This is a genomic window from Pseudoxanthomonas sp., assembly GCF_036845285.1.
In the GTDB taxonomy this organism is placed as follows: domain Bacteria; phylum Pseudomonadota; class Gammaproteobacteria; order Xanthomonadales; family Xanthomonadaceae; genus Pseudoxanthomonas_A.
In genome coordinates this window covers 219011-246001 of the sequence record NZ_DAIUEE010000004.1, presented here as the reverse complement: position 1 = coordinate 246001, position 26991 = coordinate 219011, and the positions used below count along the sequence as shown (strand labels likewise).

Sequence of the window (26991 nt, the reverse complement as noted above, 5' to 3'; positions counted from 1 at the left end):
CCTCAACCGCGATTGAGGTCAAGCCTGCACGGCCCTCGCGCCAGACCTTTTCCATACCTTCATGCCGCGTGATGACGTGGTGTCCTGCCGATGCGGCATGATGCGTAACAAGGATCACCGACCCCCAAGGACCCTCTGATGCGTGCATGGCTGTTGCTGCCCCTCCTGCTGCTGACCTCCGGTGCCGCGTTCGCGGCCGATGCCTGCCCGCAGTTGTCGCAACAGACACCGTCGGACGTCGCCACGCGCATCGCCGCGGTCGCCTGCCGCGAACATGTGCTGTGGTACCGCCCCTTCATCGACCGCAACGGCCGGCTGGCGAACGCGCCGGTGATGGAAGCCGAGTCGTCGCTGCTGTCGCTGGGCGACGACCGCGCCTGGCAGCGCGTCGCGCGCTACTGGCGCGACAGCGGCCTGCTCGCGGCGATCGGCCACCGCCGCGGCGCGACCGACTGCCTGTACGCCTCCGCGACCGGCCCGCAGGCCGAAGCCTGCCGCGGCTTCGTGGTGGACACGCCGTGGTCGGCCGCCTTCATCTCGTGGGTGATGCGCGAAGCCAGGGTGCCGGGCTTCCGCGGTTCCGGCCGCCACTTCACCTACGTGCAGGCGGCCTACCAGAACCCGTCGACCAACGCCTTCGACGTCATCGATGTGGCGAAGGCCAAGCCGGTGGTCGGCGACCTGATCTGCTATGTGCGCCAGTCCGGCCGCCTGTTCGGCTACGAGGGACTGGTGCCGCTGCTGCGCAGCGGCAGCTCGCTCGACATGCATTGCGACATCGTGGTGGCGGTCAACCCGAACAACGACAACACCGCGTACGCCATCGGCGGCAACGTGCAGCAGAGCGTGACCATGCGGATGCTGCCGCTCAACCGCAATGGCGAGTTCTGGGGCGGCCTGCCGCTGCGCATCGGCGACGGCACGCTGTGCGCGCCGGACAACGAGGCCGCGTGCAACATGAATCGCCAGGACTGGGCGGCGATCCTGCGGCTGAAGTCGCCGGAGCAGTTGGCGAAGCTGCAAGGCTACCTGCCGCCCGCACAGGAAGCGCCGGGCAGCGAATCGCCGGAAAAGGCGGAATGCTGCATTCACTGTGTCGTCGGATCCGGTGTGCCAAGGTGCCCCGCGGAATCGGCCGCTCCTGCCGGCGCCGCCCCGACCTCCGACACGGAATCGCCCCGATGATCCTGCGTCACCGCACTCCCTTGCTTGCCGGGCTGGCCGTCGTCACGGCGCTGCTGCTCGGCGCCTGCACGACCACGCCGACCGCCACGCCCAGCGCCACCCTGGCGGCCGGCCAGCAGGCCACCGTCGACGGCACGATCGTCAGCGTGGACACCACGCCGTGGACCTACGACGGCAGCGCGATCGTGAAGATCGCCGCGGACAACGGCCAGGTCGACGTGCACCTGCCTGCCCGCTGGAACCTGTGCAAGGCGCCGCCGCCGGACGACGTGCAGTCGCTGAAAGCCGGCGACCGCGTGCAGGCGACCGGCACCGTCACCGACGACGGCGCCCTGGTGGTCTGCGAGAACGCGGCGCACGGGCTGCGCAAGACGCCCTGATCCGGCGCGGACCGCGCGTCACCGATCGCGGAAAAAACGGTTCGTCCATCGTCGCGTCCGGCCACGGAGATGGTGCAGCGCAGCTCGCATGTAACCGTTTTCATGGCTAGTGTCCGGCGCTCCCGGGTCGCCCCACGCCTGCCAGGAACCGCCGCATGAACCCCACGCCGTCGCCTCGCGCGCTGCCCGTTTCCCTTCACGTCCTCGCGCTCGTCCTGGGCGTGCTGACCGCCGATGCCGCCCGCGCTGCGGACGGGCTGCCGCCCCGTTCGACCTGGGTCGCCAGCAGCTCGGCCAGCACCACGGTGGAGATGGCACCGGCGAAGGCGATCGATGGCGATCCCGCCACCAAGTGGGGCGGTGCGTTCTCGCAGGGCCACTGGTACCAGGTCGATCTCGGCAAGCGCACGGCCGTCGGCGCGCTGGAACTGCACTGGGAATGGGGCGGCGCGCGCACGTACACGATTGAGGCCTCCGACGACGGCGAGCACTGGCGCACCGCGTTCCGGACGCGCGACGGCGTCGGCGGCATCAGCTACGACGTCTTCCCTAGCGTGCAGGCGCGCTACCTGCGGCTGGCCGCGCCGGACCGCACGGCCGACTGGGGCGTGTCCGTCTTCGAATTCCAGCCTTATGCAGCGGGCGACGCGCCGCGGATCCGCGGCGCCGGCAGCAAGGCGGCGACCCTGTGGACGGGCGACGGTGTGCAGGCGATGCAGGGCGCTCCGGCGAAGGACGGCACACGCCAGGTGGAGATCGACCTGCCGCGCCCGCTGTCGCTGGCCGGACTGGAGGTGTTCTGGAAGGACACGCCGGGCAGCGCGCGCCTCGAGGGCCGCGAAGCCGGCTCCGACCACTGGATCACGCTGGCCGAAGATCCGCGCGCCTACGGCGACAGCGCGTTCCTCGCCGATACCCAGGCGCGCACGCTGTCCGCGCTGCGGTTGAGCGTGCAGGCCACCGATGCGCGCGCGCCCACGCTGCAGCGCTTGCGGCTGATCGGACCCAAGCGCGTGATGACGGCGATGAAACGCTACGAACTGGCGGCCTCGCGCGAGTACGCAGACCTGTTCCCGTCGTCGCTGCACCAGCAGCAGGTGTACTGGACGGCGATCGGCATTCCCGCAGGCCGGCAGAAGTCGGTGCTCGACGAGTTCGGCCACGTCGAAGCCTTCAAGGGCGCGCCGCTGGTGCAGCCGATCTGGCGAGATGCGTCAGGCCGCGCCAGCGCCGCCAACACGCAGACCGCGATCACGCACACCCTGCGCGACGGCTGGATGCCGATGCCGTCGGTGCAGTGGTCGCCGCAACCGGGACTCGAACTGACCACCTCGGCGATCGCCATCGAACAGCGCGGCGCACCGGTGACGCTGGTGCGTTACCGCCTGCACAACACCGGCAGCACGCCGGTGGCCGGCACGCTCAACCTGCTGACGCGCCCCATGCAGGTCAGTCCGCCGTGGCAGAACGGCGGGCCGTCGCCGATCCGCGACATCGCCATCGACACAGCGGCCGGCAACACCGCGGTGAAGGTCAACGGCCGCACGCTGTTCCAGTCGCTGGTGCCTGTGCAGCACGTGTCGGCGTCCGCCTTCGGCGCGCATGGTGAAGGCGAGATCACCAGGTTGCTGGTCGCCGGCACGCTGCCGGACAGTCGCCAGGCGCACGAAGACAGCGGTCTCGCCGCCGGGCAGGTCGGTTACGACGTGGCACTGGCCGCAGGTGCCACACAGGACATCGTCATCGCGTTCGCGCTCGGCGATGCGCGTCTCGATCCGGCCAAGCCATTACCGGCCGCGCCCGCGATCGACCTCGCGCCGCTGATCGGCGACGACGCCTTCGACAGACTGGGCGACCAGGTCGCGAAACAGTGGCAGGCACGCCTCGGACGTATCGGCCTGTCGCTGCCGGATGCCTCGCTGGTCGATATGCTGCGCGCGCAGGCCGCGTACATGCTGATCAACCAGAGCGGCCACGCCATGCAGCCCGGTCCGCGCAACTACAACCGGTCCTTCATCCGCGACGGTGCTGCCACTGCCGCCACGCTGGTACGGATGGGCATGCCGAAGACCGCGCGCGACTACCTGCAGTGGTACGCCGGGCATGCCGTGCACGAGAACGGCCTGGTCTCGCCGATCCTCAACGACGACGGCTCGGTCAACACCGGCTTCGGGTCCGACATCGAATACGACAGCCAGGGCCAGCTGATCTGGCTGGTCGCCGAGATCGCGCGGCTCGACGGCGGCGCGGCCAGCGTGCGTGCGTACCAGGACAAGGTGACGCGCGCGATGAAGTTCATGCAGGAACTGCGCGAGCGCACGATGGTGCCGGGCTACCTGGCCGACCAGCCGTCGCCCGAGCGTTTCCACGGCATCCTGGCGCCCTCGATCAGCCACGAAGGCTATCCCGTTCCCACGCACAGCTACTGGGACGACTACTGGGCGCTGAAGGGCTGGCACGACGGCGCGTGGCTGGCCGAACAGTGGGGCGATGCGAAGACCGCCGCCTGGGCGCGCCAGCAGTACGCCGCCTTGCGTGCGTCCCTGTCGGCCTCGATATCGGCGACGATGACGTGGAAAGGCATCGACACCATTCCGGCCGATGCCGACATGGGTGGCAGCGATCCGACCAGCCTGTCCATCGGCCTGGATCCGGCCGGCCAACAGGACGTGATGCCGGCCGATGCGCTGAAGACCACGTTCGACCGCTACCTCGACGAGGTGCGCAAGCGCGATGCGCCCGATGCGCTGTACGCGTACACGCCGTACGAGATCCGCAACGTGCTGACCTACGTGCACCTCAACCGGCCGCAGGAAGCGCACGAACTGCTGATGCGCTTCCTCGGCGACCGCCGCCCCGCGCCGTGGCAGGTACTGGCGGAAGTGGTGTACTCCGATCCGCGCCACGCGATCTATCTCGGCGACATGCCGCATACGTGGATCGGCTCGGAATACGCACGCGCGATCTTCGGCATGCTGATGCACGAAGGCGACGACGCGTTGTCGCTGCTGCCCGGCACACCACCGGCATGGGTCGCGGGCGACGGCCTGCACGTTGACGGCCTGCCGACCGCCTACGGCACGCTGGCGATGGCCGCAAAGCAGGAAGGCCAGACCCTGCGCATCACGCTGGGCGCGGGCCTGCGCAAGGACACCGCGTTGAAGGTCAGTTGGCCGAACCGCACCAAACCGTCGCGGGTGACGGTGGATGGCAAGGCGGTGACCGACTTCGACGATCAGGGTCTGCGCACGACGCGACCGTTCAAGGACCTGATCGCGACCTGGTGATGCGGTGCGCGCCACGCGCGCCGAAAACCTGAGAAGAGGATGGCCGCTTTCGCCCCCAGGCGGCCTGCTACGCTTGCATCCGTACCGCTGTCGCCGGCCAGCGATACGGCCGGCCGATGCGGCAGGGCTGGGGAGTCCGGCACGCCAATGGGGAGGGAACCACCGATGCGTACTTACTGCGCGGCGCTGCTGGCCGCGGTCTTCATGCTGCTCCTGTTTTCCGGCACCGCACGTGCACAGGAAGATGCCGCGCCGAATCCGATCGGGGAACTGCCCTGGCAGGTCGGCCCCGCGACCGGCAAGATCGGCGCCCGCGCCACGATCGACGTGCCCGAGGGCTACGCCTTCCTGGACGTCGACGGCACGCGCCGGCTCAACCAGTTGCTGGAGAATCCCCCGGACGGCAGCGACACCTACACGCTGGCGCCGCACGACCTGTCGTGGATCGGCTTCTTCTCGTTCCGGGAGATGGGCTACGTCAAGGACGACGAGAAGGTGGATGCCGATGACGTGCTCGAAAGCGTCCGCAAGGGCACCGAGCAGGGCAATGAAGAGCGACGCAAGCGCGGCTGGGAGACGATGCGTATCCTCGGCTGGTCGTTCAAGCCGCAGTACGACGAACAGCTGAAAGCGCTGGAGTGGGCCATCCTCGCCGAGACCGGGACGAGCAAGAGCAAGATCGTCAACTACAACACCCGCGTCCTCGGCCGTCGCGGCGTGATGGAAGTGATCGTGGTGGCCGATCCGGAAACGCTGCAGCCGGCCATCGCCGACTTCAAGCGGCTGATGCCGGGTTACAGCTTCGCGGCGGGTGAAAAATACAGCGAGTTCCGCGCCGGCGACCATGTCGCGGAAGTCGGCCTGGCGGCGCTGATCACCGGTGGTGCCGCCGTGGTGGCCTCGAAGAAGGGCTGGCTGGCCGCAGCCGGTGTCATGCTGGCCAAACTGTGGAAACTGCTGTTGATCGGCTTCTTCGGCGTGGTCGCCGCGGTACGCGGCCTGTTCAAGCGCAAGCAGCAGGACAAGACGGTCCGGTGAGTTTCACCAGCGAGTGGCTGCTGGTCGCCGGCATCCTGGCGTTCTACGTCCACGATGCCGCGCGCCTGGCCTACTTCGACGAGGTGGTGGTAGCGGGCGGACGGCAATGGCGGGTCGCGGTCGAAGCGGCTGTCGAGATGCGCGGCCGCTTCCTCTGGATACCGTCTCCACTGCTGCCCGCACGCACGGCCTTGCGTGCGAGCTGGCTGGCGCCTGCCGATCAGGGCGATACCGACACGCAGGAAAGCTTGGCGACCTTCGCCCGCTCCCTGTGGCCGATCCGCGCGGGCTGCGTCGTGGCCGGCATGATCGTGCTGATCGCGCTCCCCGCGCTGCTGTTGTGGGCGGCGCCGCCGACCTGGCTGCTGGCGTGCCTGGTGGCGTGGCTGCTGGTGAGCCTCGCGCTGGTGGGTACGGTCGTCGCGCAGCGCCGACGCCTGGGCCTGAGCGGTCGCCAGGTGGCGTCGCTGGCGACCGAGTGCCTGCTCTGTCCGCCCTATACCGCCAACCTCTATCGCAAGCTGTGCGACCTGCGCGGCTTCCGGGGCGATCCCATCGCCTTTGCCGCCACGCTGCCGGCCACGCAACGGCAGGCGTTGCTGGCCGCCATCGAATGCCGCATCGCCCTGTTCGGAACGTCCGACGGCGAAGTCGCGTGCAAGTTGCAACAGGCGCGATCGCGGATACGGATCGCGCTGGCAACGCCTGGCATCGAACCCTAGAACACCTGCCGCGCTACGGACGCGCAGTGGCCTCGTCCGCCTTCATCCACCGTCCGTTGTCCTGCAGCACGACTTCGAAGCGCGCCCACTGCCGGAACTCGTCGGGGCTGGCCGACCCCGAGCTGCCGGTCTGCTCGCCCGCAATGACGCGGTACCGCAGCGCAGGAGCCTCGCCTTCCAGCACATGGCGCACGCTCCACAGGCGGCCGAGTTTGCCATTGCTGTAGAAACGGCCGCGGACGATGGCGTCCGGATGCGTGATGTTGCGCTCGGCGTGCTGCTTGGCCAGCTCCAGCAGTTCGGTGAGGTTTTCGGTGGTGATGTCGACGTAGGAGTTGAGCTGCTCCATCGCCGCGGAGAAATCTTCCTGCGTCAGTTCGAACTGGCGCGCGGCCGGACGCGTGGCGGGAATCGGCTGGCGGCGTTTGTGCAGGTGCGCCGGGTAGCGGCGCCACGGGAACAGCGCGTTGAAGGCGATGGCCATGGACAGGATTGCGGCCACGTTGATCAGCACCGGCATCAGCAGGTAGCCGTAGTCCAGCGCATGCACCTGCGTGCCTCCGATCACCGCCGCCAGCGCGGTGGCACCACCGGGCGGGTGGATGCAGCGCAGGTAGTACATCGCCAGCACCGCCAGGCCCACGGCGATGGCGGCGGTCCAGGCGTGGCCGGGAAACAGTTTCTGGCAGCTCACGCCGATGAAGGCGGACAGCAGGTGGCCACCCACCACCGCCCACGGCTGCGACAGCGCGCCCTGCGGCACGGCGAAGAGCAGCACGGCGGAGGCGCCCATCGAGGTGACCATCAGCGCGCCACCGACGGCACCGGCCGCGTGCTCGGGGAACGTCCAGCGGGTCAGCCAGTACACCGCCACGATGCCGAGCAGTGCACCGATGCCGGAGATCCACTTCTCACCGTGGCGGGTGGTGTTGCGCTCGATACCCAGCAGCAGGCGCAACTCGGTCAGGCGGGACGGCGTGCTCATGGGCGGACGAACAATGGGGAGGCGACGCAGTCTATGCGAAGGCCGCGCCCGTCCGTCGTAGGGTGGGCCTTGGCCCACCGCCTCCGGATGTCAGACGCGCGCGCTGAGCAACCCGATCCGGCGGAACCACATCTCCAGCGGCACGGTCACCAGCGGCGGCACGGCAGCGATCACCGCCAGCAGCGTGGCCCACCACGGCCAGCGCAGCCGCAGCGCGGACAGCACCGTGACGACGACGTAGAACAGGAACGCGCCGCCATGCAGCGGCCCGAAGATCTTCACCCCCAGTTCGTTGCCCACCGGCCCGTACTTGAGCCACATGCCGATCAGCAGACCGGCCCAGGTGAAGCCCTCCAGGAAAGCAGCTACAGCGAACAGGCGCCCGGCGGGCGCAAGGGGGATGGACATGCAGGAACTCCAGTGAGGGGATGCCGGATGCGATGGCGGCTGCGGCGCTCGCTGGCGTGCGGACTTTAGCGCTTCAAACCGAAAATACGTAGGGTGGGCCTTGGCCCGCCATTGCCGCCCTGCGAATCGCATTGGCTACTGAATGAAGTGTGGCGGGCTTGAGCCTGTGAGATGCGGTGTACTCGTCTCCAAGACCTCAGCGGGCCCGTCCACGCTGCAACTATTTCACAGGGGCAGATGTAGGACGGCAATAACGCAGGATCATAAGAAGCAGTTCGGAGACAGGCGAACGTCCCAGCGACCAGCCGCGGAAGAAAATCTTTCTAGCAGACTCGCAAGAGTCGTTTCAACCCGAAAGGATTCCCGATCTTCAATTGTGGCCAAGCGCAGACAAACAAATTCATGGAATGCATGATCCATGTCGCTTGGCCCATCGCCACAATCCTTCCAATGCTTCTGGCAAAGCGCGGGAATCGATACCTGCTCAGCGACAAATGTCTTTCCCGAACCTAAGGACTCTAGAATTCTTGCTTCCGCCGATTGATCAAATCCAGTCAGCAGCACAATTCCATAGGTCTTCCAGTTTCCAGCATCTCGATATACGTATTCAAATACGGAGAAATCGCCATCTTGCACCATGATTGCTTCCTGTCGTCAGTTTCTTGCAGGCTGCCCTGGGGATGTCTTAAAAGTTGCGACTGTCGACAGCGTTCATGGCAGACAGATAGAAGTCATTGACGGGACATTCTGTTCATAGCCCTTGAGCTGATACCCTGCGCAAATCCAAACGCAACCAAACAGCATGGACCACTCGAGCGCAACGACTCTGCCTATCCCGCCACGCCGCTGGCTGTACGGTGCCGGGTTTCGCCAGTTCCTCGATACCGATCCAGACCACATCCTCGGTGAACTGGTTCGGTATACCGGCGCCGACGTTGATCACAACCAGACGAATGCTTGGTTAGAACAGATTCGGCTGCTCAAGATTCTGGAATTGCCAGCCCATCTTGCTGACACAGCAAAACTCTACTTTGAGTACACCATTCCCCGCTTGGGCCGACGCGTTGATGTGATCCTTATCGTGGGGCATGCTCTGTTTGTCATCGAGTTCAAAATCGGCGAGCGGCACTTCACTTCCTCGGCCTTGGATCAAGCCTGGGATTACGCACTGGACCTCAAGCATTTCCACGAAGCCAGCCACGGACTCAGCATCGCGCCGCTGGTGGTGGCGACCGAAGCACCCCAGCAACCCATCGAAGTCCAAGCAACCCTGCATGACGATGGCCTTGTACGGCCAGTGTGTACCAGCGGCAGCAACCTATCCGCCGCGATCGACCAATGCCTGTCTTTCTTTGACGCTCCTGATATTGATGCACAAGCTTGGGAGCATGGCCGATATTTACCCACGCCATCGATCATCGAAGCCGCCCGAGCGCTCTATGCAGGCCATTCGGTCGATAGCATCTCGCGCAGCGATGCCGGCGCTCAGAACTTGGCCGTGACGTCGCGCGCAGTTGACCAAGTTATCGAGCAGGCCCGCAAACAGGGTCGAAAGGCCATCTGCTTTGTCACGGGCGTCCCCGGCGCAGGAAAGACGCTTGTGGGCCTAGATGTCGCCACCCGGCATATGGATAAGGACGATGCGACTTACAGCGTATTCCTGTCTGGCAATGGACCATTGGTCGCTGTACTACGGGAGGCGCTGGCAAGAGACAGCGTCGAACGCGCCGCCACATCGGGCGAGACCTTGCTCAAAGGCAAAGCTAGGCAGGAAGTATCGGCATTCATTCAGAACGTTCATCACTTCAGGGATGACTGTCTAAAGGATTCAGCAGCGCCACCGGAGCATGTAGTTCTGTTCGACGAGGCACAGCGGGCCTGGACGTTGGAAAAGACTGCTTCGTTCATGGCGCGAAAGAAAGGTCTTCCAAACTTTGATAAATCCGAACCTGCCTTCCTTATTTCTTGCCTAGACCGCCATCAAGATTGGGCTGTCGTAATTTGTCTGGTAGGCGGCGGACAGGAGATCAATACCGGTGAAGCGGGCATTCGGGAGTGGTTGGAAGCGATACTGACGCACTTCACTGCATGGGATGTGCACTTACCACCACAGCTCAACGAATCCGAATATGGCAGCCGTGACGTGTTGGAACAGGTGCTTACCCGTCCTGACACTTATCCAAATCCAGCCCTCCATCTCGCTACCTCCATGCGCTCGTTCCGAGCAGAGTCTCTGAGTAAGTTTGTCAGGGAGGTTCTTGACCTTGAGATCGAAGCAGCTCGCGCCACATTACTCGAGCTGCAGTCACGCTATCCCATTCGGATTACGCGCAACCTTCCCCGTGCCAAGCAATGGCTATGCGATCAGGCGCGCGGGACCGAGCGCTACGGCATTGTTGTTTCATCACAGGCACAACGCCTGAAGCCGCATGCCATCGACGTTCGAGTAAAGACCGATCCTGTTCGCTGGTTTCTCGATGGCAAGGAAGACGTGCGTTCCTCCTACTACCTAGAGGACGTATCTACTGAATTTCAGGTGCAGGGCCTAGAGCTTGATTGGACCTGCGTAGTCTGGGATGGGGACCTGCGACACGTAGGCGATGCGTGGTCACACCACGAATTCAAAGGGACTCGCTGGAATCGCATCAATAAGCAAGAGCGGCGTGCGTACTTGAAGAATGCTTATCGCGTTCTCTTGACGCGCGCCCGGCAAGGTATGGTGATCGTCATCCCGGAGGGCAGCGCCAATGACCCAACTCGGGCCGCCGGCTACTACGATGGCACATACGACTACTTGCGACTGCTAGGGATTCCACACATCTAGCTAAACAGCTTGTAAGCTGAAGCCAGCGTAGATCGACGACCGCGCCGGGAGCTTTACGTAGCTCCAAGATTCTCCCCGATTGGCCGAAGAGCAACGGATACGCTGCACTTGCTAGGGCTGCGCATAGCCAACGCTCACTTTCGACCCTTAACCTGTTTCCAGTCCTTAGGTTGCGCTAGCTTCATCAACCCGGCATGACCTGGCTTCAATGCGAAGACGCCGGGTTAATGAAACCAACCAAGCTTACGTAATGCTGGGTCCTAGGAATGTCCGGACGCGCTCCAGCTCCTCCTCAAGCGCAACACGAAAAGCGACATCCCTCGGCCCACGCCCCTCCACATACCCAAACGTCGACCGCAACTCCCCATCGACAACGCCAAGATTTGCCCACCCAACTACCCGGTCGCCCCACAGCACCGGTAGCGCGTAATACCCCAGCTTCCGCTTCGGTGCCGGTGTGTACGCCTCGAAGCGGTACGTCCAGCCCCAGAACATCTCGAAGCGGCGCCGATCCCACACCACCGGATCGAACGGCGTCAGCAGGCGCACGTGGTCGTCCGGCTTCCAGCGCCGCGAGCGCGGATCCTCATCCGCCGGCCAGTACCAGTCCACCCCGTCGACCCGCGCCGTCCCCAGGCGCTGGCGCGCACGCTTCAGTGTCGTCGAGCGCAATCCCTCCCATTGCGGCACCCCACGGCGCAGGTAAGCCAGCAACTGGCCCAGGCTGGCCGCCGGCAACGGTGCGTACTTGTTGACGATGATGTCTAGCAACGCATCCAGCCGCGCCTCCGCATCGGACACCGCGACCGGCGTCGCATCGCCGATGCGCGGCGCGTAGACACGCGTGCCACCCTCGCGACGCGCGACCCGCAGCAGCCCGCGGTAATGCATGCCGTCCAGCAACTGCGTGCTCGCGTTGGACGAGCCGCCGAACCAGTTGGTCGTCTTGCCATGCCCGAAATGCGCGTCCACGTCGCGAGGATGCGCGGTGCCACGCTCACTGACGAAATCGAGCACCGCGCGCGCCTGCTTCCAGCGCGCGGGCGTCCACGCCTCGCGGGCCGTGCGCGGATGCATCAGCTGGTGATGCGCGCGTGGCAGGAAACCGTAGTTGACGAAGAAGTCTTCTTCCAGCGGCAGGCGTGGATACCGCCGCTCGAGGTCGCCGGCGCGATAGCCGGCGACGCGGTGGCGCAGGGTCAGGTCCTGCGCGCGTGCCGGCGCCCGGATCGGGTCCGCCTGCACGAAGCCCAGCCGCTGGATCGCACGCGCCAGCGTGGTCGGTTTGAACAGACTGCGGGCGACGGCATAGCGGCGCAGGTGGTCGAGGGTGAGTGTCATGCCCAAGGCGCACGCTGCCGGACGGTGTTGGCACTCATCCCTGCTTGGCCTGCGCGACACGCCGCTTGCCCGCACAGGTGGGCGCGTCCGGTGCCACGGCCTGCTTGCCTACCCTGCGACCCGGCTTGGCCCGCTTGCTGACCAGCGCAAACCGGTAGCCCATCGCGTCGGCCACTTTCAACACCGTGCCGAAGCTGGGGTTGCCGTTGGTGGACAGCGCCTTGTACAGGCCCTCGCGCGTCAAACCGGTGTCGCGCGCCAGCTGGCTCATGTTGCGCGCCCGCGCCGCCACACCCAGTGCATGCACGAGGAAGGCCGGATCGTCGCCGGCCTCCTTGAAGCACGCGTCGAGATAGGCGGTGATGTCCGCCTCGGTTTTCAGGTACTCCGCCGAATCCCAGGGCGTGGTCTTCAGTGCCATGTCGGTTCTCCAACGCGTTCGCGAGCGCCAATGCCACCTTGATGTCCGCACGTTGCGATGCCTTGTCGCCGCCGCACAACAGCACGAGCCATGCATTGCCCTGCCGCACGAAATAGACGCGGTAACCCGGACCGCAATCGATCTTCATCTCGCACAGCCCACCGGCCAGCACGCGGTGCTGTCCGGGGTTGCCGACTGCAAGACGATCGATCCGTGCCTGTATGCGCATCCTCGCCTGCCGGTCGCGCAGCGAAACGAACCAGTCCTCGAATATCCGCGTCTTCCGGATCTCGATCATGCCGCGTCATCCTTGACGTCCATTCGGCTTGAACTGTGAACCACGGTTCACGGACTGTCAATCGATCCGGCAACAAAAAAGCGGCCATGGGCCGCTTCTTCGTCCAGTCATCCTCTCCGCGTGCGGAGAGGAACGACGTGCATCACACGGTGACCGGGTTCGCCTTGTCCACGTCGATCTTGTACTGCTTGATCGCGCGGGCGACGTCCTTGCCGGTCATCTTGCCTTCCTTCGCCAGGGCGGCGATGGCGGCGTGGGCGATGTAGTAGCGGTCGACTTCGAAGTGGCGGCGCAGGTTGGCACGGGTATCGCTGCGGCCGAAGCCATCCGTGCCAAGCGCCGTGTACGCCGCCGGAACGAACGCGCGGATCTGGTCGCTGTAGGCGCGCACGTAGTCGGTCGCGGCGATCACCGGACCCTGGCGGCCTTCCAGCAGTTCCGTCACGTACGCCTTGCGCGGCGTCTTCGCTTCCGGGTTCAGGCGGTTCCAGCGCTCGGCGTCGAAACCGTCGCGACGCAGCTCGTTGAAGCTGGGGCACGACCAGATGTCGGCGGTGACGCCGAAATCCTTGTCCAGCAGCTCCGCCGCCGCGATCGCCTCGCGCAGGATGGTGCCGCTGCCGAGCAGCTGCACGCGCAGCTCGCCCTTCTTCGGCTTGCCGGCATCAGTCAGCAGGTACATGCCCTTGATGATGCCGTCGGCAGCACCTTCCGGCATGTCCGGGTGGGTGTAGTTCTCGTTCATCAGGGTGACGTAGTAGTACTCGTCCACCTGCTCCTGCAGCATCTTCTGCATGCCGTGCTGCAGGACCACCGCGACCTCGAAACCGAAGGTCGGGTCGTAGCTGCGCACGTTGGGGATGCTGCCGGCGATGACGTGGCTGAAGCCGTCCTCGTGCTGCAGGCCTTCACCGTTGAGCGTGGTGCGGCCTGCGGTGCCGCCGAGCAGGAAGCCGCGCGTGCGCATGTCCGCTGCCTGCCACGCGATGTCGCCGATGCGCTGGAAGCCGAACATCGAGTAGTAGATGTAGAACGGCAGCATCGGCACGTTGCTGACCGAATAGCTGGTGCCCGCCGCCATCCACGACGACATCGCGCCTGGCTCGCTGATGCCCTGCTGCAGCACCTGGCCCGACTGGTCCTCGCGGTAGTACATCAGCTGGTCGGCGTCGACCGGCTTGTACTTCTGGCCGAACGGCGCGTAGATGCCGATCTGGCGGAACATGCCTTCCATGCCGAACGTGCGCGCCTCGTCGGCGACGATCGGCACCAGGCGCGGGCCGACCTGCTTGTCGCGCAGCGCGATGTTCAGGCCCTGCACGAACGCCATGGTGGTGGAGATCTCGCGCTCGCCGGTGCTCTTGAGCAGGCGCTCGAAGGCTTCCAGCTTCGGCGTCTCGAACGACTCGCTGGCCTTGCGGCGACGCTGCGGCAGGTAGCCGCCGAGCGCGGCGCGGCGCGACTTCAGGTACTGGATCTCCGGCGAGTCTTCGCCCGGGTGGTAGAACGGCACCTGCGCCGATTCTTCCAGCTGCTTGTCGCTGACCGGGATGTTGAAGCGGTCGCGGAACGTGCGGATGGCTTCGTCGTCCAGCTTCTTGGTCTGGTGGGTCGGGTTGAGCGATTCGCCCGCCGACCCCATGCCGTAGCCCTTCACCGTCTTGGCCAGGATCACCGTGGGCATGCCCTTGGTGTTCACCGCCTCGTGGTAGGCCGCGTAGACCTTGTGCGGATCATGGCCGCCGCGGTTGAGGCGCCAGATGTCGTCGTCGGACAGGTTGGCGACCATCGCCGCCGTCTCCGGGTACTTGCCGAAGAAGTTGTCGCGCGTGTACTTGCCGCCGAACGCCTTGCAGTTCTGGTACTCGCCGTCGACGGTTTCCATCATCAGCTTCTTCAGCACGCCGCTGGTGTCGCGCGCGATGAGCGGATCCCAGTAGCTGCCCCACAGCAACTTGATGACGTTCCAGCCGCCGCCGCGGAACACGCCTTCCAGTTCCTGGATGATCTTGCCGTTGCCGCGCACCGGACCGTCCAGGCGCTGCAGGTTGCAGTTGACCACGAAGATGAGGTTGTCCAGGCCTTCGCGGCCGGCCAGCGCGATGGCGCCGAGGGTTTCCGGCTCGTCGCTCTCGCCGTCGCCGATGAAGCACCACACCTTGCGGTCGGACTTCTCGATCAGGCCGCGGTGCTCCAGGTACTTCATGAACTGCGCCTGGTAGATCGCCGCCAGCGGGCCGAGGCCCATCGACACGGTCGGGGTCTGCCAGTAGTCCGGCATCAGCCACGGGTGCGGGTACGACGAAATGCCCTGGCCATCGACTTCCATGCGGAAGTTGTCGAGCTGCTGCTCGCTGATGCGGCCTTCCAGGAACGAACGCGCGTAGATGCCCGGTGCGCTGTGGCCCTGGATGAACAGCAGGTCGCCCGGATGGCTGTCGCTGGGCGCGCGCCAGAAATGGTTGAAGCCGACGTCGTACAGCGTCGCGCCGGAGGCGAAGCTGGCGATGTGGCCGCCGAGGTCGCCGGGCTTGCGGTTGGCGCGCACGACGGTGGCCATCGCGTTCCAGCGGATGATCGAACGGATGCGCCATTCCAGCGCGGCATCACCGGGGCTCTTGGCCTCGTTCTGCGGCGAGATGGTGTTGACGTATTCGGTGGTCGGCGAGAACGGCAGGTAGGCGCCGGCGCGGCGGGTGACTTCGACCATGCCTTCGAGCAACTGGTGAGCACGCAGGGCGCCGTTCTTCTCGATCACGGCCTGCATGGAATCGATCCATTCACGGGATTCCTGCGGATCCGGATCGCTCTGCAACATCTCGTTCAACCAGTTCATTCCCACTCCTGTTGCGCCGCGCGTGGGGCACGGCGGTGCCGTTCTTGTAGAGCGTTGAAGTGTAACGCACGCACCCCGCGCGGCACTTGGCTACGCAGGCGTATGGAAAGGACGTTGCGTGCCTGTCCCGGGACAGTGGCAACACCAAAATCAGACCTTTGGATTATTGCGATGCAGCACATGAAGTCGGCTTATGATCGGCGTCCGGGGGGAAGGCGACGATAGGGTCGGCATGCGCAACGCAGTGCCCAGCAGTGTCGTGCCAGGACAGGATGCCGCCGGTGCCGCGCACTGGCGCAGCAGCCTGCGCACGCGCATCGCGCTGTGGGCCGGGCTGATCAACGTGGTGCTGCTGGTGCTGCTGGTGCTGGCGACGGCGTGGTTCGCGCGCCGGATGATCCTGGACGATGCGCGCCGCGATACCCACGCGACCGCACAGGAAGCCGCGCAACGGCTCGACGGTGCGCTGCACGTGGTGACGATCACCACGCACGGCATATCCGATCTTGTCGGCAGCGCGCAGCTGTCGCCCGACGAACTGATCGCCACGCTGCGCGCGATGGTGAAGGCCACGCCCGGCTGCGCCGGCGGCCTGCTGGTGCTGGAGCCGCGCGAGCGGGGCGACATGCCGTTCGCGCGCTATGTCGCCGCGGCCGGCAACGACCGCGACTTCATCGCCGACGGCTATCCGTTCCGCGACCAGGGCTGGTACCAGCGCACGGTGGCCTCGCCCGGTGGCTGGTGGTCCGAGCCCTACATCAACCAGACCGCCGGCGGCGTGTGGATGGTCACGTACAACATGCCGCTGCGCGAACCCGGCCGCGGCGCACGTACGCGCGGCATGGTCAGCCTGGACCTGCCGCTGGCCAACCTGACCGACCCGGTGGACTCGCTGGCACACCTGCCCGGCTGGCGGGTGTCGCTGGTGGCGCCCGCCGGCACGCTGGCGCTGGATCCGGAGGTCGGCATCGAACGGCGGGAAACCCTGGACGACTACATCGCCCGCGCCGGCCGCAGCGACTTGCGCCAGGCCGCGCAGGCCGTGCGCCTTCGCCAGCCGCTGCAGTACGCGCACGCGGACGCCGTGAGCGGCGAACGCCGCTACACCGTGGTCGAGCCGATCGGCGACAGCGGCTGGAGCTTGCTGGTCGCGCAGTCGTACGACCTGGTCACCGACCGCCTGGCGCAGGCGCTGTGGCTGCTGGTCGCGATCGGCGCGCTGCTGGCGCTGGTCTGCATGCTGGTGGTCCGCCGCCTGGCGCAGCACATCAGCCAGCCGGTGGAAGGCCTGTCGTCGGCCGCCGCGCGGCTGGCGTGCGGCGATTACGACGTGCCGGTGCCGCACGTGCACCGGCCCGACGAAGTCGGCCAGATGGCACGCACGCTGGAGCACGCACGCGGCTCGATCCGGCAACAACTGCGCGAGATCGAGGACATGACCGCCGCGCGGCAGAAGCTGGAGAGCGAGCTGTCGATCGCACGCGAGATCCAGCAGGCGATGCTGCCGCCCGGCCTCGTGATCGACCGCGAGCACGCCCACCTGGAAGCCTACGCACGGCTGGAACCGGCGAAGGCCGTCGGTGGCGACTTCTACTGCTTCATCCAGACCGATCCGGACTGTCTGTGGTTCGCCATCGGCGATGTGTCCGACAAGGGCGTGCCGGCGGCGCTGTTCATGGCGCGCACCGTCACCGTGCTGGAGGTCGCGGCCAGCACGCATCCCTCGCCGGAACGGGTGCTGGCCGAAGCTTCGAAGCGGCTGGTGCAGGGCAACGATGCCTGCATGTTCGCCACCGTGCTGTGCGGGCGCGTGGACGTGCGCAGCGGTGCCTGCGTGCTCGCCAGCGCCGGCCACGACGCGCCGCTGCTGCTGCATGCCGACGGGCGCCACGAAATGCTGTCCGTGCCGCCCGGCCCGCCGTTGGGCTTCGAAGTGGGCGATGCATTCCCGCTGTGGTCGGGGCAGCTGCCCGCGGGCGCGACACTGCTGGCCTGGACCGACGGCATCACCGAGGCGTTCGACGGCGACAACCGCGCATTCGGTCCGGAGCGCATCCCCGAGGCCCTGCTGCCCGGGGCGACCGCGCGCGCGCAATGCGAAGCGCTGATCGCCAGGGTTCACGCATTTACCGACCCCGCGCCCCAGTCGGATGACATCACCGCACTCGCCATCCGCCGCCGGCTGGACGGTGCCCCGCTTTCCCCCGAAGCTTCGCCGACACAGGAGACCGCACATGCAGATGCGACTGTTCATCCCGCGTGAGCACGCCCGCGTGGACGACCTCAACGCCTCGCTGGAAGCCGTGCTGGCCAACAACGGCGTCAGCCGCGCCATCCAGGGCGACGTCCGGCTGATCGTCGAGGAACTGGCCAGCAATGCCATCGAACATGGCGACGTGGCGCGCGTCGATGCCGAAGAACACGAGCTGTGCGTGGACATCGCCATCCGCGACCACCTGCTGACGCTGGAATTCCGCGAAAGCGGCGTACCGTTCAACCCGCTCGAGCAGCCCTCCCCGGACCTGGATGCCGACATCCTCGACCGGCCGACCGGCGGCCTGGGCCTCCACCTGGTGCGCCAGGTGGCCGAAATGGCCGTCTATCAGCGAATGGGTAACTACAACGTCCTGCGCCTGTCCCTGCGCATACCGACCGAGGAGAATCCCGCATGAGCCTGACCATCGAACTCCACCCCCCGGGCAAGGGCAGCCAGCGCGCCGAGGTGCGTGGCCGCCTGGACACCCATACCTACGAAGACCTCGACGAAGCCCTGGCGCCGCTGCTCACGCGGCACCTGCATTCGCTGGTGCTGGACCTGTCGGGGCTGGACTACATCAGCAGCGCCGGCATCCGCTCCCTCTTCAAGGCACGCAAGGCGCTGGCACCGCACGGCGGCAAGGTGCTGCTGGTCAACCCGCAGCCGCAGATCCAGAAGGTGCTGGACATGGTCAAGGCGGTGCCGTTGAACGAGATCTTCTCGTCCACGGCCGAAGCGGATGCCTACCTGGACGTGATGCAGCGGAAGATCCTGGATGCAGGCGAGGACGACGATTGAGGCGCATTGCACCGGCCGCACCATCGCCTCGCATTTGTTTTACGATCCAGCGTCACGCCTCCGCCTCCCCGGGCTATCCCACCCGGCATATCCGCGACACCGAGATGCCTGATGACACTGGAGATTGAGGTCTACCCACCGGTCAACGGCAACCAGTACGTGCTGCTCGGCGGCCGGCTGGACACCGTGAGCCACGTGCAGCTCGACGAGGCCCTGGCGCCTATGCTGGCCGCACGCCCGCAGGCGCTGGTGCTGGACCTGGCGCACCTGGACTACATCAGCAGCGCCGGCGTGCGCAGCATCCTCAAGGCACGCAAGGCGCTGGCGCCGCACGAAGGCCGCCTGCTGGTGGTGCATCCGCAGGAGCAGATCCGCAAGGTCATCGAGATCGTGCAGGCCGTGCCGATGGACGAGATCTTCGAATCCAGCGCCGACGCCGACGCCTACCTGGATGCGTTGCAGCGGCGAATCCTGGATGGCGAGGAAGAGGGCTAACGGCTGTTGTAGGAGCGACGTCAGTCGCGACCGCACACTGTCAGACACTCTGGACGCTGGATTCATGCGGTTGCGACTGACGTCGCTCCTACAACAAGCATGACCCACCGAAGCAAAACGCCCCGCATGCGGGGCGTTCTGCTTTGCAGGTCCGGACCGGTCAACCCATCGGGGCCGCCGTTCACCATGCCCTGCCGGAAGTCACGATGACCTCCGGCGACCGCGCTTTTTCATCCTGACCACACGCATTCGCGGGGGCGCATCGCGCTGCCTAACGTCGCGACCTCTGGCCACCACCCGGCGCGCCAGTCCCGTCGATTGCCATTGGAAAGGAACGATGAACAGAGGTCGCATCCGCACGCAGTTCCGCATCACCACGCTCAGCCTCGCGCTGGCCACCTGTTTCGCCGGCGGCGTACAGGCGCAGTCCAACACCACCGGTTCCGTGTTCGGCCAGGCGGCCGATGGCGACCGCATCACCGTCACCCACGTCGGCACGGGCCTGGAGCGGTCGGTCAGCGTCGGCAACGGTGGCGACTTCCGCATCGGCGCGCTGCCGCCGGGCCAATACCGCGTCACCCGCACCGATGCGGACGGCCAGGTCACCACCCGCGACATCGTCGTCACCACCGGCTCGGGCAGCAACGTCTCCTTCGTCGCCCGCGACGCCGCCACGCTGGACGCGATCACGGTACGCGGCACGTCGGCGGTCAATCCGATCGACGTGTCGTCGGTGGAGTCCGTGACCATCTTCACCGAGGCGCAGATCGACCGCCTGCCGGTGTCGCGCGACATCACCAACGTGGCGTTGCTGGCGCCCGGCACGGTCAAGGGCGATCCGCGCTTCGGCAATGTCGCTTCGTTCGGCGGCAGCTCGGCGGCGGAGAACGTCTACTACGTCAACGGCTTCAACGTCACCAACATCGTCACCGGCCTGGCCTTCAACCAGGTGCCGTTCGAGGCCATCGCCGAGCAGCAGATCAAGACCGGCGGCTACGGCGCGGAATTCGGGCGCTCGCTCGGTGGCGTGCTCAACGTCACCACCAAGCGTGGCACCAATGAATGGAAAGGCGGCGCCAATGTCTTCTGGAGTCCGGATTCGCTGTCCAGCGGCCGCGCGCTCGCGCACGATCCCGACCGCGACGGCGACTACCGCATCGTCGAGAGCGGCTCGAAGATCGACTCCACCGTCTACAACGTCTACGGCGGTGGCCCGCTGGTGAAGGACAGGCTGTTCTTCTTCGGCCTGTTCCAGGGCCAGCAGGACAAGGAGGTGCTGGACTACGAGAACGGCCACGAGCGCTCCACCATCGACTCGCCGCAGGGCCTGGTGAAACTCGACTGGTACATCAACGACGACCACCGCCTGGAACTGACGGCGTTCCGCGACAAGGCGGTCGAGGACGGCGTCACCCACCAGCGGCCGGCGGGCGACCTGTCGGTCGGTGGCGGCGATCCCATCGGCACGTTCCGCCGCACCACCGGCGGCGACAACTACATCGCCAAGTGGACCGGCTACATCACCGACGACCTCACCCTGTCCGCGCTGTACGGCTACGGCAAGTATTCGCGCGGCAACGAGAACTCCAACGCCGAGAACTGCCCGTACATCTACGACGGACGCAGCACCGGCCTCCCGCCCATCGGCGTGGCCGGCTGCTACATCGACGCGCTGCCGGGCATCGGTGGCGCGGGCGACACGCGCAAGGCGTGGCGCTTCGATGGCGAATGGGCGCTCGGCGACCACACGCTGCGCTTCGGCCTGGACAACGAGGAGTTCATCACCGTCGATGGCAGCGCCTATTCCGGTGGCGAGTACTGGCGCTACTACAACACCACGCCGGGCTCGACCGTGGCGCCGGGCGTGGTGGTGCCGGTGGGCGTCACCGAAATGGTCCGCCGGCGCGTGCTGCAGAACGGTGGCACGTTCACCACCCGCAACACCGCGTGGTACCTGGAGGACACCTGGCAGGTCAGCGACCGGTTCATGGCCTCGCTCGGCATCCGCAACGAGGGCTTCGAAAACCTCAACGCGGAAGGCGGCTCCTTCATCGACATCCAGGACACGTGGTCGCCGCGCCTGGGCTTCTCGTGGGACGTGCGCGGCGACTCCAGCCTGAAGGTGTTCGGCAACATGGGCCGCTACTACATCCCGGTCTACGCGAACACCAACGTCCGCCTGGCCGGCGCCGAACTGGACTACAACGAGTGGTATACGTTCACCGGCATCGACCCGGTGACCGGCGTCCCGGTGGTGGGTCCGCAGGTGGGGCCGCGCAATTACACCAGCGACGGGGAGATCAAGGATCCGCGTACGGTCGTCGACAACAACCTGGAGCCGATGTACCAGGACGAATTCATCGCCGGCTGGCAGTGGCAGTTCGCGCCTAACTGGACGCTGGGCATGCGCGGCGTCTACCGCGAACTGAAATCCGGCATGGACGACATGTGCGCCGGCAGCGGCGCGCACGACTGGGCGCTGGCCAACGGCTATTCCGCCGCGCACGCCGACGCCATCGCCGACGCGCTGTCGCACTGCTTCCTGACCAATCCCGGCAAGGACATGTCGGCGAATGTCGACCTGGACGGCACCGGCCAGCTGACGGTGGTGGACATCCCGGCGAGCGCCCTCGGCCTGCCGGCCGCCAAGCGCAAGTACCACGCGCTGGAGTTCATGGTCGAACGCGCGTGGGATGACCGCTGGTTCATGCAGGCCTCGTACACGTGGGCCAAGAGCCGCGGCAATACCGAAGGCTACGTGAAGTCGGACATCGCCCAGGAAGACGCCGGCATCACCCAGGACTTCGACTTTCCCGGCCTGATGGACGGCGCCTACGGCGACTTGCCGAACGACCGTCGCCACAGCCTGAAGGTGTTCGGCGCCTACCAGATCAACGAGCAGTGGCGCGTGGGCGCGAACCTGATCGCGCAGAGCGGACGGCCGGTGAACTGCTTCGGCATCTATCCTGCCGATGGCCCTGACGGCGAGGCGGTGCAGTACGGGGCCGCGTCGTTCTACTGCGGCGAAGGCGTGCAGTCGCCGTACTCCATCGACGACAGCCTGCGTCCGCGCGGCACCTCGGGCCGCGTGCCATGGGCGACCACGATGGACCTGCGCGTGGACTACCAGCCGACGTGGGCGAAGGGCCTGACGCTCGGCCTGATGCTGCAGAACGTGTTCGACAGCCAGGACTACTACCGCGTGGTCGAGGTGTGGGACGCGGGCGGCGGTGCGAAGGCGTACGACTACAAGCACCCGCGCAGCTTCGTCGATCCGCGCCGGATCACCCTGAGTGCCAGCTACGAGTTCTGAGCCTCCCGGCGGGTATCGCGCACGCGATACCCGCCTTTCCCACGGCAACCCCCATGCCCATCTGCTGCTTCCACTATGTCGGCGAAGTGCACGCCCGCGTGCAGCGCCTGACCTCGCGCCACCGTCCATCCTCACCGACCGTGCTCCCTGCGGAGCCGCGCGTGGCCTGCGCGCCACGTGTTCCGCGTTCCCCTGCTCTACAGGGGCTTTTGCTTGGACCAGGATCCGGTGACACCGACGACATGCCTGGGCGTACGCACGCCTGCCCCCGCTGACTCCTTCGATGCCGCGCGCGATGCGGCCCCCCTCAACACCCGCCTCGTGCTGGCGCATCGCCCGGTCGACCGCGACATCGCCGAGTGCTTCCGCATCGAGCACGTCCCGCTGCCCGCGCTGCGCGATGGCCAGGTGCTGCTGAAGACGGAACAGATTTCGATCGACATCTGCGCGGCCGGCCGCATGCACGAGAACGCACCGGACGGCGACATCCTGGCGATGGGGGGCGTCATGCCCTGCAGCACCGTGTCGCGCGTGCTGGCATCGCGCCATGTCGGCTTCAAGGAAGGCGACTGCGTGCTCGCGCACAGCGGCTGGCAGAGCCACGACCTGGTCGATGGCGCCGAGATCCGGCGCAAGCTGTATGCCGCCGTGGCGCCCGTCGGCGCCGCCCTCGGCGTCTACGGCCTGTATGGCTTCATCGCCTGGTCGGCGGTGCGCGAAGTCTGCGTGCCACGCCCGGGCGACACCATGGTGCTGGCCGCCGCCAGCGGACCGATCGGCGCCACCGCCGGGCAACTCGCGCAGCAGCACGGCGCACGCGTCGTCGCGGTGACCAGCAGCGACGAGAAGTGCAGGCATGTGCGCGAGCAGTACGGCTTCGAGGTGGCGCTGGACCGCCACGCACCGGACTTCGCCGACCAACTGCAGGCCGCCTGCCCCGACGGCATCGACATTTTCCTGGAAGGCGTGCACGGCCACTGCATCGATGCGGTGATGCCGCTGCTCAACGACGGTGCGCGCCTGCCGCTGTGCGGCATCATGGAAGGCGAACTGTGGCCGTCGATGTCGGCGGACCGGCTGCCGGCCTTCTTCAACGCCGTGCTGATGCGGCGGCTCGTCGTACGCTCGTTCACCCACCGCGACATCACCCGCCTGCATCCGCAGCACCTGGTGGACCCCGCGTTCCTCAGCGACATGGGCGCGCTGTTGCGCAACGGCCAGGTGCACTGGCACGAACAGGTCCTCGACGGACTGGAGCAGGCGCCGCGCGCGCTGGCGCTGCTCGCGCGCGGCGACAACCTCGGCAAGCTGATCGTCCGCATCGCCTGACCCCTGCCGGATGTCATGGTGACCTTCAGCGACACGCGTTGGTCCGGAGGACTTCATGACGTCGTGCGAGGTCGCCGTGCTGCCTACAGTCGGAGGCCCTCGACTTCCCAGGCGACATCGCGATGCCCCGCTTCCCCTGCACCCTCCTCCTGGCCGGCAGCGCGTTCGTCGCATCCGCGGTTCAACCCGCGCTGGCGCAGATGCCCGACCCGTCCGTGTTCGCGCAGGCCGCGAACGTCGCGCGCCTCAGCGATTCCGATGCGACCTGCGAACAGCTCTACGCTGAAGCCGAATGGCTGGGCACGCGCATCGCCGCCCTGCCGCAGGCGGCCGATCCGATGGTGCTGTCGCGCCAGGCTACCGAGGACATGCGCCAGGCACAGAAGAAGATGATGGGCGGCCAGCGCGCGCGCAGCTTCGGCAGTGCGCTGCTCGGGCTGGTGCCGGGCGCCGGCATGGCCGCCGGCGCGCTGTCCTCGCTCGGCGGGCGTCCCAATACCGACGCCATGTACGACGCGATGGACAAGACCATGAAGGCGCAGCAGGACAGCATGGCGACGATGGCGCAGCACGCACAGCTGCATGGTCGCCGCGAACACGTGACCGACCTGTTCCTGAAGCGGTCCTGCAAGGTGTCCACGCTGGACCGGACCGCGGTGTCACGGGCCACGTCGGAGCTGGATGCGGGTGTCGCACCCGGCGCCGGCGCCGCACCGGATGCGTCCGTCACGGAGTGACGGACGCCGTCGGGATCAGCCCGGGCCGGTACGTTCCGCTTCGCGCTGCAGGCGGATCTGCGCATCGACCGCGGCGATGGCGGTCATGTTGATCACGCGGCGCGGCGTGGCACTGGTGGTCAGGATGTGCACCGGCTTGGAGATACCCATCAGGATCGGCCCGATGGCCACGCCGTCGGTCACCACGCGCACCATGTTGTAGGTGATGTTGGCCGCATCCAGGTTGGGCATGACGAACAGGTTCGCGCGGCCCGACAGCGTGCTGCCCGGCATCATCCGGCTGCGCAGCACCTCGTCCCACGCGGTGTCGCCCTGCATCTCGCCATCGACGTTGAGGTCGGGCTTGCGCTTCAGCAACAGCTCGCGGACCTTGCGCATCTTGATCGAACCCGGCGTCTCGTGGCTGCCGAAGTTGGAGTGCGACAGCAGCGCGATGCGCGGCTCGATGCCGAACAGCTTCAGGCGGTACGCGGCCTGCAGCGTCGCTTCGGCGATCTGCTCGGCGGTGGGGTCGTCCTGCACGTGGGTGTCGAGGAAGAAGTACGCGCCCTGGTTATTGATCACGCCAGTCATCGCCGAGGTCGACTGCACGCCCGGATCCAGCGGGATCATGCTGCGCACGTAGCCCAGCTTCTTGTGGAAGCGGCCGACGATGCCGGTGATCATCGCATCGGCTTCGCCGCGCGCCACCATCACCGCCGCGATCAGCGTGGGCCGCGAGCGCATCAGGTTCTTCGCGGCCGACGGCGTGACGCCACGGCGCGAAGTCAGCGCGTGGTAGTGCTGCCAGTAGTCGTTGAAGCGCGGATCGTCGTCCTGGTTGGTGATCTCGAAGTCGACGCCGGCACGCATGCGCAGGCTCAGCCGCTGGATGCGCGCCTCGATCACGTCCGGGCGGCCGATCAGGATCGGGAACGCCAGGCCTTCATCGATCACGGTCTGCACGGCGCGCAGCACGGTCTCTTCCTCGCCTTCGGCATAGACCACGCGCTTCTTGTCGGCGCGCGCACGGTCGTAGACCGGCTTCATCATCAGGCTGGTGCGATAGACGAACTGGCCCAGCTTCTCGCGGTACGCCCACATGTCGGGGATCGGGCGCAGCGCCACGCCGGAGTCCATCGCCGCCTGCGCGACCGCGGCGGCCACTTCCACCAGCAGGCGCGGGTCGAACGGACGCGGGATGAGGTATTCGGGGCCGAAGCACGGCACGTCGTCGCCGTAGGCGCTGCCGAGGTCGGACGCCTCGCGCCGCGCCAGCTTGGCGATGGCGTGCACGCAGGCGACCTTCATTTCTTCGTTGATCACCGTGGCGCCGACATCCAGCGCGCCACGGAAGATGTACGGGAAGCAGAGCGCGTTGTTGACCTGGTTCGGGTAGTCGCTGCGGCCGGTACCGATGATGACGTCCGGGCGCACGGCCTTGGCGTCCGCCGGGGAGATTTCGGGGTTCGGGTTGGCCAGCGCCAGGATGACCGGCTTGTCCGCCATCGTGGCGACCATCTCCGGCTTGAGGATGCCGCCGGCCGACAGGCCCAGGAAGATGTCCGCACCTTCGACGATCTCCGCCAGCGTGCGCTTGGCGGTGTCGCGTGCGTAACGCGCCTTGTCGGGGTCCAGGTTCGGACGACCGGTGTAGATGACGCCGTCGCGGTCGAAGGCCAGGATGTTCTCCGGCTTCAGGCCCAGCGCGACCAGCATGTCGAGGCAGGCGATGCCCGCCGCGCCGGCGCCGCTGGTGGCCAGCTTCACGTCGCCGATCTTCTTGCCGATCACTTCCAGCGCGTTGACCACCGCCGCACCGACGATGATCGCCGTGCCGTGCTGGTCGTCGTGGAAGACCGGGATCTTCATCCGCTCGCGCAGCTTGCGCTCGACGATGAAGCACTCCGGCGCCTTGATGTCTTCCAGGTTGATGCCGCCGAAGGTCGGCTCCAGCGAGGCGATGATGTCGACCAGCTTGTCGGGGTCGGTCTCGTCGATCTCGATGTCGAACACGTCGATGCCGGCGAACTTCTGGAACAGCACGCCCTTGCCTTCCATCACCGGCTTGCCGGCCAGCGCGCCGATGTTGCCCAGGCCGAGCACGGCGGTGCCGTTGGTGACCACGGCCACCAGGTTGCCGCGCGCGGTCAGTTCGCTGGCGGTCTTCGGGTCCTCGACGATCGCCTCGCAGGCATAGGCCACGCCCGGCGAATACGCCAGCGCCAGGTCACGCTGCGTCAGCATCGGCTTGGTGGGGGCGACCTTGATCTTGCCCGGCGGAGACAGGCGGTGGTATTCCAGCGCGGCCTGCTTGAAATCGTCGTTCGTCATTGCGGAAACGGTGCCTGTGGTGAA

19 protein-coding genes and 2 pseudogenes are annotated in these 26991 nt (G+C 66.6%); 13 read left to right on the top strand and 8 right to left on the bottom strand.

The genetic code is table 11. The features are described 5' to 3' along the window. Positions 1-138: 138 nt before the first annotated feature. The 5 genes from V7060_RS07425 (at position 139) to V7060_RS07405 (ending at position 6612) form a co-directional block, all read left to right on the top strand. Entirely contained in the window at positions 139-1185 is a 1047-nt protein-coding gene (locus V7060_RS07425) for a DUF2272 domain-containing protein (protein ID WP_334178598.1), read from the top strand. Further along, positions 1182-1565, top strand: a complete 384-nt coding sequence (locus V7060_RS07420; RefSeq protein ID WP_334178597.1) for a hypothetical protein — start codon at positions 1182-1184, stop codon at positions 1563-1565. The genes V7060_RS07425 and V7060_RS07420 overlap by 4 nt, the downstream gene beginning before the upstream one ends. Before the next feature lie 155 nt (positions 1566-1720). Continuing rightward, entirely contained in the window at positions 1721-4852 is a 3132-nt protein-coding gene (locus V7060_RS07415; protein ID WP_334178596.1) for a discoidin domain-containing protein, read from the top strand. A 165-nt stretch (positions 4853-5017) separates the two neighbouring features. Next, on the top strand, positions 5018-5890 hold the full coding sequence (locus V7060_RS07410; protein WP_334178595.1) for a DUF2167 domain-containing protein: 873 nt from the start codon (positions 5018-5020) through the stop codon (positions 5888-5890). Further along, complete coding sequence (locus V7060_RS07405) at positions 5887-6612, top strand: hypothetical protein (protein WP_334178594.1); 726 nt, start codon at positions 5887-5889, stop codon at positions 6610-6612. The genes V7060_RS07410 and V7060_RS07405 overlap by 4 nt, the downstream gene beginning before the upstream one ends. A gap of 13 nt (positions 6613-6625) precedes the next feature. Here the strand turns inward: V7060_RS07405 and V7060_RS07400 are convergent, their stop codons facing one another. The 3 genes from V7060_RS07400 to V7060_RS07390 form a co-directional block, all read right to left on the bottom strand. Next, on the bottom strand, positions 6626-7597 hold the full coding sequence (locus V7060_RS07400; RefSeq protein WP_334178593.1) for an HPP family protein: 972 nt from the start codon (positions 7595-7597) through the stop codon (positions 6626-6628). A gap of 90 nt (positions 7598-7687) precedes the next feature. Next, positions 7688-8005 (bottom strand): DUF3817 domain-containing protein, encoded by a 318-nt coding sequence (locus V7060_RS07395; RefSeq protein WP_334178592.1) that lies wholly within the window; start codon positions 8003-8005, stop codon positions 7688-7690. A 261-nt stretch (positions 8006-8266) separates the two neighbouring features. Continuing rightward, a complete protein-coding gene (locus V7060_RS07390; protein WP_334178591.1) occupies positions 8267-8644 on the bottom strand; it encodes a hypothetical protein in 378 nt (125 codons plus the stop codon). A 163-nt stretch (positions 8645-8807) separates the two neighbouring features. Between V7060_RS07390 and V7060_RS07385 the strand changes: the two genes are divergently transcribed. Next, positions 8808-10829: a DUF2075 domain-containing protein gene (locus tag V7060_RS07385; RefSeq protein ID WP_334178590.1), complete on the top strand. Its 2022-nt coding sequence runs from the start codon at positions 8808-8810 to the stop codon at positions 10827-10829. Positions 10830-11072: 243 nt separating this feature from the next. On the opposite strand, the gene V7060_RS07380 is transcribed toward V7060_RS07385, so the two are convergent. The 4 genes and pseudogenes from V7060_RS07380 to aceE form a co-directional block, all read right to left on the bottom strand. Next, positions 11073-12176, bottom strand: a complete 1104-nt coding sequence (locus V7060_RS07380) for a crosslink repair DNA glycosylase YcaQ family protein (RefSeq protein ID WP_334178589.1) — start codon at positions 12174-12176, stop codon at positions 11073-11075. Positions 12177-12312: 136 nt separating this feature from the next. After that, positions 12313-12591: pseudogene (locus tag V7060_RS07375) on the bottom strand (addiction module antidote protein); the annotation flags it as partial. 73 nt (positions 12592-12664) lie between these two features. Next, positions 12665-12889: pseudogene (locus tag V7060_RS07370) on the bottom strand (type II toxin-antitoxin system RelE/ParE family toxin); the annotation flags it as partial. Positions 12890-13031: 142 nt separating this feature from the next. Next, complete coding sequence (gene aceE / locus V7060_RS07365) at positions 13032-15725, bottom strand: pyruvate dehydrogenase (acetyl-transferring), homodimeric type (protein WP_334178588.1); 2694 nt, start codon at positions 15723-15725, stop codon at positions 13032-13034. A 232-nt stretch (positions 15726-15957) separates the two neighbouring features. Between aceE and V7060_RS07360 the strand changes: the two genes are divergently transcribed. From V7060_RS07360 to V7060_RS07330, 7 genes are all read left to right on the top strand, one after another. Next, entirely contained in the window at positions 15958-17988 is a 2031-nt protein-coding gene (locus tag V7060_RS07360; RefSeq protein ID WP_334178587.1) for a SpoIIE family protein phosphatase, read from the top strand. Continuing rightward, positions 17960-18397: an ATP-binding protein gene (locus tag V7060_RS07355; RefSeq protein WP_334178586.1), complete on the top strand. Its 438-nt coding sequence runs from the start codon at positions 17960-17962 to the stop codon at positions 18395-18397. The genes V7060_RS07360 and V7060_RS07355 overlap by 29 nt, the downstream gene beginning before the upstream one ends. After that, the gene (locus tag V7060_RS07350; protein ID WP_334178585.1) at positions 18394-18780 is read left to right on the top strand and encodes an STAS domain-containing protein; all 387 of its coding nucleotides are present in this window, start codon (positions 18394-18396) and stop codon (positions 18778-18780) included. Before V7060_RS07355 ends, V7060_RS07350 begins: the two co-directional genes overlap by 4 nt. Before the next feature lie 108 nt (positions 18781-18888). Then, positions 18889-19275, top strand: coding sequence for an STAS domain-containing protein (locus V7060_RS07345; RefSeq protein WP_334178650.1), 387 nt, complete (start codon positions 18889-18891; stop codon positions 19273-19275). A 337-nt stretch (positions 19276-19612) separates the two neighbouring features. After that, positions 19613-22588: a TonB-dependent receptor gene (locus V7060_RS07340; protein ID WP_334178584.1), complete on the top strand. Its 2976-nt coding sequence runs from the start codon at positions 19613-19615 to the stop codon at positions 22586-22588. 228 nt (positions 22589-22816) lie between these two features. Then, on the top strand, positions 22817-23917 hold the full coding sequence (locus V7060_RS07335; RefSeq protein ID WP_334178583.1) for an NADP-dependent oxidoreductase: 1101 nt from the start codon (positions 22817-22819) through the stop codon (positions 23915-23917). Between the two features lie 122 nt (positions 23918-24039). Continuing rightward, on the top strand, positions 24040-24654 hold the full coding sequence (locus V7060_RS07330; protein WP_334178582.1) for a hypothetical protein: 615 nt from the start codon (positions 24040-24042) through the stop codon (positions 24652-24654). 15 nt (positions 24655-24669) lie between these two features. Here the strand turns inward: V7060_RS07330 and V7060_RS07325 are convergent, their stop codons facing one another. After that, positions 24670-26967 carry an NADP-dependent malic enzyme gene (locus V7060_RS07325; RefSeq protein WP_334178581.1) on the bottom strand — a complete coding sequence of 766 codons (2298 nt, stop codon included), beginning with the start codon at positions 26965-26967 and terminating at the stop codon, positions 24670-24672. Positions 26968-26991 lie beyond the last annotated feature (24 nt).